This is a genomic window from Methylotenera sp. G11 (assembly GCF_000799735.1).
Classification (GTDB): Bacteria; Pseudomonadota; Gammaproteobacteria; order Burkholderiales; family Methylophilaceae; genus Methylotenera.
The window spans coordinates 700,731-712,272 of record NZ_JUHH01000001.1 but is presented as its reverse complement, the minus strand read 5'-3'; the positions used below and the strand labels follow the sequence as shown (position 1 = coordinate 712,272).

Annotated in this window: 10 protein-coding genes and 2 tRNA genes; 5 read left to right on the top strand and 7 right to left on the bottom strand. The window is 49.7% G+C overall.

The genetic code is table 11. The annotated features are described in order from the left end of the window. The first annotated feature begins 5 nt into the window (after positions 1-5). The 4 genes from GQ51_RS03160 (at position 6) to GQ51_RS03145 (ending at position 2,688) form a co-directional block, all read left to right on the top strand. Positions 6-278: an HU family DNA-binding protein gene (locus GQ51_RS03160; RefSeq protein ID WP_047549676.1), complete on the top strand. Its 273-nt coding sequence runs from the start codon at positions 6-8 to the stop codon at positions 276-278. A 19-nt stretch (positions 279-297) separates the two neighbouring features. Further along, positions 298-373: transfer RNA gene (locus GQ51_RS03155), tRNA-Val, on the top strand. 121 nt (positions 374-494) lie between these two features. Beyond that, positions 495-571, top strand: a tRNA-Asp gene (locus tag GQ51_RS03150). Positions 572-786: 215 nt separating this feature from the next. After that, complete coding sequence (locus GQ51_RS03145) at positions 787-2,688, top strand: SurA N-terminal domain-containing protein (RefSeq protein ID WP_047549673.1); 1,902 nt, start codon at positions 787-789, stop codon at positions 2,686-2,688. 150 nt (positions 2,689-2,838) lie between these two features. On the opposite strand, the gene GQ51_RS03140 is transcribed toward GQ51_RS03145, so the two are convergent. The 6 genes from GQ51_RS03140 to gloB all read right to left on the bottom strand — a co-directional run bounded on the left by GQ51_RS03140 (position 2,839) and on the right by gloB (position 10,055). Further along, on the bottom strand, positions 2,839-3,624 hold the full coding sequence (locus GQ51_RS03140) for an enoyl-ACP reductase FabI (RefSeq protein WP_047549670.1): 786 nt from the start codon (positions 3,622-3,624) through the stop codon (positions 2,839-2,841). Positions 3,625-3,677: 53 nt separating this feature from the next. Continuing rightward, a complete protein-coding gene (locus GQ51_RS03135) occupies positions 3,678-4,517 on the bottom strand; it encodes an ABC transporter permease (protein ID WP_047549667.1) in 840 nt (279 codons plus the stop codon). Between the two features lie 4 nt (positions 4,518-4,521). Then, a complete protein-coding gene (locus GQ51_RS03130) occupies positions 4,522-5,544 on the bottom strand; it encodes an ABC transporter permease (protein WP_047549664.1) in 1,023 nt (340 codons plus the stop codon). A 2-nt stretch (positions 5,545-5,546) separates the two neighbouring features. Then, positions 5,547-7,208: a peptide-binding protein gene (locus GQ51_RS03125; protein ID WP_200884388.1), complete on the bottom strand. Its 1,662-nt coding sequence runs from the start codon at positions 7,206-7,208 to the stop codon at positions 5,547-5,549. Between the two features lie 14 nt (positions 7,209-7,222). Beyond that, on the bottom strand, positions 7,223-9,109 hold the full coding sequence (locus tag GQ51_RS03120; protein WP_052177671.1) for a LysM peptidoglycan-binding domain-containing protein: 1,887 nt from the start codon (positions 9,107-9,109) through the stop codon (positions 7,223-7,225). A 169-nt stretch (positions 9,110-9,278) separates the two neighbouring features. Further along, complete coding sequence (gene gloB / locus GQ51_RS03115) at positions 9,279-10,055, bottom strand: hydroxyacylglutathione hydrolase (protein WP_047549661.1); 777 nt, start codon at positions 10,053-10,055, stop codon at positions 9,279-9,281. 73 nt (positions 10,056-10,128) lie between these two features. On the opposite strand from gloB, the gene GQ51_RS03110 reads away from it, so the two are divergent. Next, a complete protein-coding gene (locus GQ51_RS03110) occupies positions 10,129-10,941 on the top strand; it encodes a methyltransferase domain-containing protein (RefSeq protein WP_047549658.1) in 813 nt (270 codons plus the stop codon). 49 nt (positions 10,942-10,990) lie between these two features. Here GQ51_RS03110 and GQ51_RS03105 read toward each other — a convergent pair whose 3' ends face one another. Then, entirely contained in the window at positions 10,991-11,479 is a 489-nt protein-coding gene (locus tag GQ51_RS03105; protein ID WP_047549657.1) for a nucleoside deaminase, read from the bottom strand. Positions 11,480-11,542 lie beyond the last annotated feature (63 nt).

Below are 11,542 nucleotides of genomic sequence, written 5' to 3'. Positions count from 1 at the left end.
TACACGTGAATAAATCAGAACTAATTGATCAAGTTGCAAGTGCTGCAGGTATTTCTAAAGCTGCTGCAGGCCGTGCATTGGATGCAACAACTGCTGCCGTAACAAAAGCATTAAAAAAGGGTGATTTGGTTACATTAATCGGTTTTGGCACTTTTTACGTAGGTAAGCGTGAAGCTCGTAATGGCCGCAATCCTCGCACAGGTGCAACAATTAAGATCAAAGCTGCTAATTCTCCTAAATTTAGGGCTGGTAAAGCGCTCAAAGATGCTGTAAACTAGCGTTTTCGTTGGTTAGGCAGGGTGCTTAGCTCAGTTGGTAGAGCGTCGCCCTTACAAGGCGAATGTCAGCGGTTCGACCCCGTTAGCACCCACCAAAAAAAACCGACGATAATGTAAGTGACTAAGCCGTTTCTACTTATTAAATTTAGAGTGCTGGTAGTTTAAGCACTCTTTATTTTGTAAAAAATCTTTACGATGTAGAAACGCAGATTTTATGGAGTGGTAGTTCAGTTGGTTAGAATACCGGCCTGTCACGCCGGGGGTCGCGGGTTCGAGTCCCGTCCACTCCGCCAAATAAAAAAAGCGAGTCTTAGGACTCGCTTTTTTTATTTCTACCTCACGTTTGCTGCAGCATAAAAAGAACCGATCCCCTATATCTTGTGTCATATCACGGTTGCTGCATATCTAGCCTGTAACTTGTGATATATTAATGCGGTTTTGGTATGTACTTGTCTCGTATAAGTTCATAAATGTTTTACTTATCAGTGAAAAATTAAAAGAGAGTTTTATGTTAGATAGTATCCGTTCTGTTGCACAAGGCTGGGTTGGTAAAACCTTGCTGGCTCTGATCACCATTCCATTTGCTTTATTTGGCATTGACTCTTATTTAAGTCAGGCCGGTAATAATGTTGCAGTTGCCAAAGTCGATGGCAGCAACATATCCATACAGGAATATTCGAACGCATTGCAGAATTTGCGTAACCGGCTCCAGTCAGAGGGTAAGGCTGATCCGGCAGAGCTGGATAATCCCCAGGTTAAAATGCTGGTGCTGGATCGTCTGATCAATCAGCAATTGCTGGAAAAAGAACTTAAAACTGCCAAATATGCAATCAGTGATGCGCAGCTGGCTACTTACATTACCGGCATGCCAACCTTCCAGAAGGACGGTAAGTTCTCACAAGAGTTGTATGATGAACTGCTGCAGCAGAATCAGCTGACCCCTAAAAAGTTCGAAGACTCCGTACGTGCCGACTTGCTGGCACAGCAGGCGCAGGACGGTATCGCTAAGTTAGGCTTTATTTCAAATGCGCGCGCTGAAAGCACCTTGAAGCTTCTCAAGCAAAAACGCGTGGTTACCGTTTCAGAAATCAAAACAAAAGATTTTATCGATCAGGTCAAAGTGGATCCTGCGGAAGTGAAGGCTTATTACGATAAACATAAAGACAGTTTGCGTAATCCTGAACAAGTCAAGATCGAGTTCCTGTTGCTGTCAGCAAGCAGCCTGGTGCCTACAATCAAAGTGGATGATGCCGAAGTCAGGAAGTTTTATGATGAAAATGCATCAAAATTCCAGGGCAATGAACAAAGGCGTGCCAGCCACATCCTGATCGGCTTTGGTGTCAGTGCAACAGCGGAACAGAAACAGGCGGCTAAAGCCAAGGCAGAAGGGCTTTTGGCTGCAATCAGAAAGAATCCGAAATCATTCGAAGAACTTGCAATCAAAAACTCACAGGATCCGGGATCTGCAACCAAAGGCGGCGATCTGGGTAGCTTTGGTCGAGGTGCAATGGTTAAACCTTTTGAAGATGCTGCATTTGGCATGAAGGTTGGCCAGGTGAGCGACCTGGTTGAATCCGAGTTTGGCTACCACATTATCAAGCTGACCGAAATCACTGGTCAAAGCTCAGATTTTGAGAGCCTGAAACCACAAATCAAAGGCGAGTTGATTTTCCAGAAGGCACAAGCCGCTTTCACGGAAAAAGCCGAGGGGTTCAGCAATACCGTATACGAACAGTCTGATAGCTTGCAGCCTGCTGCGAAAACATTCGGCGGACAGGTACAGGTATCTGACTGGTCTTCAAGGGAAGATGTCGCAAAATTCTTCAAGAGCGACAAAGTGGTTAGCGCAATCTTTTCTGAAGATTCTATAAAAGAGCGCCGCAACACCGAAGCTATCGAGATCTCACCGAATAACTTGTTGTCAGCCCGTGTTCTGGATTACAAGCCGGCAACGCCTAAGAGCTTTGATGAGGTTAAAGGCGGTATTGAAGCATTGCTGAAACTGGAAGCGGCTGCAAAACTGGCAGTTGCTAAAGGTGAAGACGCGCTGAAGAACCTGCAAGCCGGTAAGGAAGCGGCAGGCGTAGAGTGGATTCCTGAAGTGACTGTGGATCGCAAGACAGCACAAGGACTGACACAATTGGCAATGACGCAGGTATTTAAAACAGATATCAGTAAATTGCCAGCTTACTCAGGCCATGCAGATAGCAAACAAGGTTACTTATTGGTTAAAGTCGTCAGCGTGGATAATTCTGCCGCTGGTGATGATGAGTCAATTAAGAGTGCGAAGTTTGAGCTGAATGCGGCATTGGCTGATGAGTACCTGACAGCATACAAGCAGTCATTGCGCGAAAAAGCCAAAATCAAAGTGAACGAGAGATTGTTAATGGATAAAAGTGCAGAGCAATAGCATTGGCTATTAACTGACCGGTTACCGGGATACGGGCTTGCGGGCCCGGCTCTGGTTTAATTCTCCAGACCTGATGCAAAATAAAACCGATCCAGAATAAAAAAGGCACCATTTTATTGGTGCCTTTTTTATTTGCAAGGTATGACTTGCTTAGTCAATCACACCCGCTGCGGTGATGTTCATGCCGCCGTCCACGTAAGTGATTTCACCGGTAATACCTGAGGCCAGGTCACTGCAGAGGAAAGCTGCCGCATTGCCTACTTCATCGATGGTGACATTGCGGCGCAGCGCCGCGTGTTTTTCATTGAAACCTATCATTTTGTCAAAGTCGGCAATGCCTGATGCTGCAAGCGTTTTAATCGGGCCGGCAGACACCGCATTCACGCGGATGCCACGTGGGCCTAAGCTCTGCGCCAGATAGCGTACATTCGCTTCCAAGCTGGCTTTGGCAACACCCATCACATTGTAGTTAGGCATGGTGCGTTCTGCGCCAAGGTAGCTGAGTGTAAGCAGGCTGCCGTTACGGCCTTCCATCATCGGGTAAGCCGCTTTCGCCAGTGCTGAAAAGCTGTACGAACTGATGTCATGGGCGATACGGAAATACTCACGGTTGATGTTATCCAGATAGTCACCATCCAGTGCCACTTTGGGCACGAACGCGACGGAGTGTACCAGTGCGTCCAGGCCATCCCAATGTTTAGCCAGTGCTGGAAACAGGGCATCAATCTGTGCATCTTCCGCAACATCACATGGCAATACGATCTTAGAGTCGAAATCAGCGGCTAAATCAGCCACTCTTTTCTCGTGTTTTTCCAGTTGATAGGTAAATGCGAGTTCAGCGCCTTCCCGCTTCATTGCCGCTGCGATACCGTAAGCGATTGAGCGGTTGCTTAATAAGCCCGCGATGAGTACTTTTTTACCTGCTAAAAATCCCATAATGAATCCTGTAATGATTTATTAAATCTGTAATTTGTTTTGCTATGCGGCACTTACTTGAGATGTCCGCTCCTGGGGTCCAGCGCATCGCGCAGGCCTTCACCGAGCAAATTATACCCTAACACCGTGATTAAAATCGCTAATCCAGGGAATAGCGACAACCACCAGGCGAATTGAATGTATTCTTTGCCATCCGTCAGTATATTGCCCCATGAGGCTTGTGGCGCCTGTACGCCTAAGCCCAGGAAGCTTAATCCTGATTCCATCAGCACTGCACCGGCAACACCCAATACCGCGCTCACGATGATCGGGGTCAGGCTATTGGGCAGCAGGTGTTTGAAAATCAGGCGGTAGTCCCTGGCTCCCAGCGTACGTGATGCCATGACATATTCGCGCTCGCACAAGCTCAGGAATTCGGCCCGTACCAGCCGCGTGACCCCCATCCATGAAGTCAGGCCAATCACGATCATGATGTTGATGATGGACGGCGTCAGGAAAGCGATGACTGCGAGTATCAGGAAAAAACTGGGGATCGAAAGCATGACATCTACCAGGCGCATGATGAAAACATCCACCCAGCCGCGATAGAAGCCGGCAACCGCCCCGAGCAGTATGCCTATCAGGGTTGAAATGCCGACAGCGACCAGGCCCACCAGTAACGAGATGCGGCCACCGTGCAGCATACGGCTTAATACGTCGCGTCCCAGGCCATCTGTTCCCATCCAGTGCTGCATGGATGGCCCAAGCAGGATCGCTTTCACATTGATTTCATCCGGGTCAAATGGCGCGATCACAGGTGCCAGCATCGCGAGTACGAATATCAGCAGGATGATTATGAAACCAGCCAGTGCCAGAGGGTTGGAAAGCGCTTTTTTGAACAGGGGCCAGTTCATGTCGTTATCCTTTTACCACACCGCGTCTTACGCGCGGATCGGCCCATGCATACATGAGGTCGGCAAGTAAATTGCCAAGCAGCGTTAATGCAGAACCGATGGTCAGTATTCCCATCACCACCGGAAAGTCGCGCATCAGCACTGCGTCATAAAATAACTTACCCATGCCAGGTATGGCGAAAATAGTCTCTGCGATTACGGAGCCGCCGATGAGGCCGGGTATCGATAGGCCTATGATCGTAATCAGCGGCAGCAGTGCATTGCGCAACGCATGTGTATAAATCACTTTGCGCTCATTGAGGCCTTTTGCCCGCGCGGTTGTGATGTAATCCTGATGCAGCACATCCAGCATGCCATTTTTAACAAACAAGGTGATGCCTGCCAGGCCGGTAATGGACGGAATGATCACCGGCAGGAATAAATGACTCAGGGAGTCCTTGATCTTGCCCCAGGTGTCGAATGAATCGTAGTTAAGGCTGTGCAGGCCTGAAATCGGGAACCAGTTATTGACGACGCCCAGCCAGTACATCAACAGCAGCGAAAGCCAGAAACCCGGTATGGAGAACCCGATGAAATTAAACAAGGTGATAGCGCGATCCTGCCAGCCCAGGTATTTGCGCGCGGCAATCACGCCTAACGGGATTGCCAGCAGCAGCGTAATCGCCAGCCCCAGCAGGTTGATCATCAAGGTGATCGGCAGCGCTTCCTGGATGAGCCCTTTGGTCACGTTGCCGTCTTTATCTGTAGTCTGCCAGAATACGGGTTTCTGGTGGCTTGCGAATGATTTTCCGAAATCCAGCGTAGCCATACGCTTCAACCATAAACCATACTGTACGATCACCGGTTTATCCAGGTTGTACATTTCACGCAGCTTCTGGCGGGATTCTTCACTGGCTTTCGGGTTGAAGGCCGATTCATTGCTGGTGATGTCGCCTGGGGCCAGATGCATGATCAGGAACGAAACCAGGCTGATGCCGACCAGTAGCGGAATCATCCATAGAACACGTTTGATAATATATTTAAGCATGGTTACTGACTTATTTCGTTACGCCTGAGCGGCTGTGGAATATACCAATCCTGGGAGTTGTGACCAATGCCGGCCGGAGGGGCTGGGTCATCAATACCTTTTACGCGTTTATGGATGGCAGTGAGGCCATAGCCGGCGGATAAATATACGATCGGGCTGTCTTCCAGTAACACGCGTGCGAATTCATGATAGATCTTCATGCGTTTATCAGGGTTGAGTTCAAGTCGGCCTTGTTCCAGCAATTGATCCACTGCCGGATTATGGTAGCCGATAAAATTAAACTGCCCCGGCGCCTGCTGGCTAGAATGCCAGATATTGAACTGGTCAGGATCAAGCCCCAGGCCCCAGCCAAGCACGACTACATCAAAATCTCCGGTTTTAATAAAGCGGCTGATAAAGCTTGCCCATTCAATGGCGCGGATTTTGACATCAATCCCGATATCTTTCAGGCGGCGCTGGATCAATACGGCTGACTTTTCACGTTCCTTGTTCTGGTTGGTGATGATTTCAAACGCAAAAGGCTTGCCATCGCGGTCCAGTATGCCGTCGCCATCCGTGTCGGAAAAACCGGCTTCCTTAAGCAGTTGCCGCGCTTTGGCCGGATCGTAAGGGTAGGGGGTGAGCGCGGGGTTGCTCCAGCGTGTACCTGGTTTGTACGGGGAGGCGATATTGATGCCCAGGCCCAGATATACGCCGTCTATGATTTCCTGTTTATCGATTGCATAGTTAATGGCGCGGCGTACACGGACGTCATCAAAGGGTTTGTGTTTGAGATTGAAACCCATGTAGGTATAACTATTGCCAAGCTCTTTGTAAAGCGCGAGTTTTTGCTGTAATGCCGGGCGTGACGGAATAATGCGCGAATATTTAATCGGGTCGAGGCCCATATAATCAATGTTGTCGGCCATCAGTTCGAGGAACTGGGCTGAATTATCCGGAATAATGCGCGTAATCAGCTGGTCGATTTTGGCCTGGCCCAGCACCGAGTTAGGGTTCCTGGATAGCTTCAGGTTTTCGCCATGGGTCCAGCGATCTAGTTTGTAGTAATGGCTGCCTACCGGGTTGCGTGCAAATGAAGTGGTGTGTAAATCCTGGCCTTGCAGCAGATGCTTAGGCAGTATCTGCAATCCTGCCCAGCTATCCAGTGCCGGTGCGTAAGCTTGGGCGTATGTCACGGTAAATGTGAGCGGGTCTGGTGTTTCGGCTTTTTTAACCAGCTGGAAGTCAGAGGCGTATGGGCTCGCTGTTTTGTCGTCGGTCACGGCTTGCCATGTAAATAAAGCATCCGCACTCGTTAACGGTTTGCCGTCAGCCCATTTCAGGCCGGATTTCAGCCTGAAAGTAATCGTTTTCTGGTCGGATGAAATTTCCCAGCTTTTGACCAGTTCACCTTCAAGTTCGAGGTTTTTATCATACTTGAGCAGCGTGTTGAAGATGTTCGAGCTGATGGCCGATGATGCTGATTCGCCGGCAATCATCGAGATCAAGCCGCTGGGCTCTGCGGTCATTGCGCTGATCAGGGTGCCGCCGGCCTCGCTTGGATAAGGCTTGGATAAATCCTGGCTGGTTGCAGCCGGATTGTATGAAGAGCCGCAAGCGGAAATGATTAAGGTGACAAGAACAATTGAAGCTGATTGAGTAAAGCTCGAAAGTGCGTTTGTCATTTTGATATTTTTATTTAAGAGGCATCAGATTGTTTAATGGTAAGTTTGTTGCCGGGCTGGATGTGGCTGCTGTATTTTTTGTTCCAGCGCTTCAGGTCTGCAACTGTAACATCGAACTTCTGGGAGATGCTATGCAGCGTATCACCACGTTTCACGATATAAGACTGTGTCTTTTTAGCATCATTTGTTTTATTTGTTTTTGTACTGCTGTTTTCGGCAGCATTGATGTTGAGCACCTGGCCGGTTTTTACCCGGCTTGTTTTCAGTGAGTTGGCGGCCATGATCTGCTTGACGCTAACGCCATAGCGCTTGGCAATAGTCGCCATGACCTCGCCTTTTTTAACTTTATGTCTGACGCTGCGGTTTTCTTTTGGTTCATTTTCATCACCTGATTCGCTGCTGAACGAACCATCTTCACTGTCGGCTAGATTGATATTGGCGGCGCCATGTTCCGGGTTGGCGGAAAAATCCGTATCTGTACTTTGCAAAGCGGTTTCTGGTGTGCCGGCAGCATTATTGCCATCTGCCTTGAAGTCCGTACGGTTGCCGTTGGGGACCAGGATAGTCGCGGTCTTCTTGATTTTGCTTTGAGCCGGCAGATCGTTCACATCACGCAGCTTGCTGACATGAATGCCAAACTTATCCGCAATTTTTTCCAGGCGTTCGCCTTTCTTTGCAAAATAGGTTTTCCAGCTCACCAGCGGTTTATTGTAGTTTTCAAGGTTGGTCCTGAAGTTCTGTGCCGCCACTATAGGCAATAGCAATTCCACGTTCTTGTTCTCGTTGGTAATGACCGGGCGGTTAAAGCTGGGGTTCAATGCCAGGAACTCTTCATCGCTGATCTCAGCCAGCTTGGCCGCCAGGTGTGCATCTATCTGTGCCGGGGCAGTCACTTTGGCAAAGTAGGGGGTATTGGCGATGGTTTGGATATTGAGGCCATAGTTGCCGGGGTTGGTCATGAGATTTTTGACCGCCTGTAGCTTGGGTACGTAGTTCCTGGTTTCTGGCGGAAGGTTCAGGCTTTCGTAATCCGTAGGCAGGCCTAACCTGCGGTTGCGTTCAATTGCGCGCGATACAGTCCCTTCACCGGCGTTGTATGCGGCCAGCGCCAGGTCCCATGCACCGAACATGGCATGCAGTTTCTGCAGGTAAGTCAGTGCGGCGTCGGTCGCAAATGTAATATTGCGGCGGTTATCAAACCACCAGTTCTGCTTCAGGCCGAAATATTTGCCTGTGGACGGCACGAATTGCCAGATGCCTGAAGCACGGCTGGTAGAGTAGGCCTTGGGGTTGTAAGCACTTTCAATCATGGGCAGCAGCGCAATTTCAGTAGGCATGCCGCGTTTTTCCACTTCTTCCACGACATGGAACAGGTATCTCTGGCTGCGTTCAACCATGCGCTTAACATAGTCAGGGCGTGAGCTATACCATTGCTCGTGCTTCTGCGTGAGGCTGGATGTCGATTCCGGCATGGCGTACCCGTTCTTGATGCGCTGCCACAAGTCATCCCTTTCGACCTGGGGCAGTGTATTCTGGTAGGTATCGTTCGGGGGGATCGTTAAATCAAGTACCTTGGTGATCCTGTCATCACGTGGGCTTTTCGGCATGACGCCATCACCGCTGTTATAAATCGGGCTGCTGTTATATGTCGGCGCGGCATTGGATAAAGGGCTTGTGTTTTTCCTGTCGCTGTTTTTCTGGGAATAATCGTTCTGGCCGTTGCCTGGGCTGCCCATGTCGCGCAGCGCCGGTTTAAAGCTTTCATCGGAGTAGATGATGATCTCATCACCTTGTACATTGCTGACAACGTTGGATTCAGCATGCAGTGGCTTGCTGGCCAGCAGGCTGCTGCCAAGCAATATTGAGGAGAGAACTGATAATTTGATGCTGGAAGATTTCATTCAAGTGGGACGCAGGATATTTTTATTGAAATGATCAATGCGCAAATCAATAGAAATTCCATGGGTACGCTGTAAATCATAAGGTAGCAGCATGGTAACGAATAGATGCTTGTAAAGTCAAGTAAAATTCCAGTGCAAATTACTTTATATATTAATCATAACACTATGATTAATAAGAGTTTCTTAGCTCTCTAACTTTTGTGAAAACCTGAAGTAACGGCTGGTTTGGCAAGTGCGTTGACAGCTGGATTTGTTTTGATTCGCAACGCAGAAATGGATTGGTTGCCAGTTCCAGTGCGATCGTAGACGGCAGGCTGGGCAATTGCGCTTTGCGCATGGCGGCAGTCTCTTGCTGTCTTCTGGCCAGCGCTTCGTTGTCCGGCTCTATGGATAATGCAAAGTCGATATTCTGCAGCGTGTATTCATGCGTGCAGAATACCTGTGTTTCCGGTGGCAGCGCCGCCAGTTTCTGCAACGAGGCAAGCATCTGTGACGGGGTGCCCTCAAACAGCCGGCCGCAACCGGCACCAAACAGCGTATCGCCGCAGAACAGCCACTTTTTACCGGCATGTTCCATATAAAAAGCAATGTGGCCAAGGGTGTGGCCAGGTACGTCCAGCACTTTGATTTCTGTTAGCCAGCCGGTACATCTGAACTTGTCGGGTTCGCTGACAGGCACGTGCCGGAAGTGGTAGCGTTCCAGTCTTGGTGCGAATACCTGGACATCGGGAAACTTGCTGAGCAGCGCATCAACACCGCCGATGTGGTCCTGGTGATGATGCGTGATCAGGATCGCTTCCAGTTCCAGGCTCTGTGCATTCAATACGCTGAGCAATGGCACAGCGTCGCCCGGATCAACAGCCACGGCTTTGACGCCGTTGTGGATCAGCCAGATGTAGTTGTCATTAAAAGCCGGTACCGGAATAATTTGTATTTGATGTTGCATATCGTCTATTATCTGGCAAAAGGTTTCAATTTTTTTACTGAATATTGCGTTATATTGGAATAATACCCTTGTAATGAGTGAGCAGCCGAATCAACAGCAAGTGAATGATGCCCGCCATGCGTGGTTTGACAGTACGCTGGGACACTACCTGCAGCAGGAGGAGCAACCCCTGTATGACCAGGCTGTAGTCGATTTGTTCGGCTTCAATGCCTTGCAGATGGGCTGCCCGCAGATGGACCTGCTGCGTAATTCGCGTGTTGCCTATCGTTATGTATCTTCAGACTTTGCTGACGCAGCAGCCAGAGTTGACCTGCAGTGCTGCGATGACTTTCTGCCAATAGCCGATACCAGCCTGGATCTGCTGCTGTTGCCGCATCGCCTTGAATTCAGTGAGCGTCCTCACCAGACGCTGCGAGAGGCTGAGCGCGTCATGATTCCGGAAGGGCACTTGCTGATATCCGGGTTTAATCCGCTGAGCCTGTGGGGTTTGGCACTGGGGTTGAAAAATATAGTTTCAGGCCGATGCTGTACCCGAACCTATCCATGGAACAGCAGGTTTATCGGGCTTGCCCGTTTGAAAGACTGGCTGACTTTACTGGGGTTTGAAGTCCTGTCCGTAGAAACCTGCTGCCATATTCCACCATTTGAGCAGGAAACATGGCGGCAGCGTTTCCGGTTTATGCATAAACTCGGCAATCGCTGGCTGCCATTTATGGGCGGTGTGTATTTTATCGTGGCCAAGAAGCGAGTGGCCGGCATGACGCCGCTTAAACCGAACTGGAAAAAATCACCTTTGCAGCCCGGCCTGGCCGTAAGGCCGACCCAGCGCAAGCCAAGCCAGAACAGCGCGATCAAACCCCGGCATCCCAACCATTGCGGGCAGTGAAAATAACCGGATTGGATCAATACACCTGAGTAGAACTGGCACTTGAGTCTCAGTAAATGATGCGTTTGGGATTGGCTACGTAGTCTTCCAGTGTTTTTAATGCTTCTGCTTCAAGAAGCTGGATTTCGGGGATCCGGCGCTGAACTGGTGCTTTGCCCAGTTCTTCAAAGATCAATTGATCATCAAATAACGCCGTCGCAGCAGCCTGTATGCTGAAGCCGTAAAATACGCGATCCAGGCGAGCCCAGTAGATGGCGCTCAGGCACATCGGGCAGGGTTCGCCGCTCGTGTAAAGCTCGCAGCCACTTAAGTCGTAGGATTGAATGTGTTTGCTGGCATCGCGGATCGCAACGATTTCACCATGCGCGGTCGGGTCTTTGGACGAAAGCACGCGGTTCCAGCCTTCGCCTATGATGTTCCCGTCTTTAACGATGATTGCGCCAAACGGCCCGCCGTCGCCGGCTTCCATGCCTTTGCGTCCAAGCGCAATGGCATATCGCATGAATTTCTCAGCCTGTCCTTTTTCGTAAAAGCTCATTGCCATTCCCCATTGCGCTCATTGACCCTGCACACTGCAATTATGACAGCATATCTGCCGGAA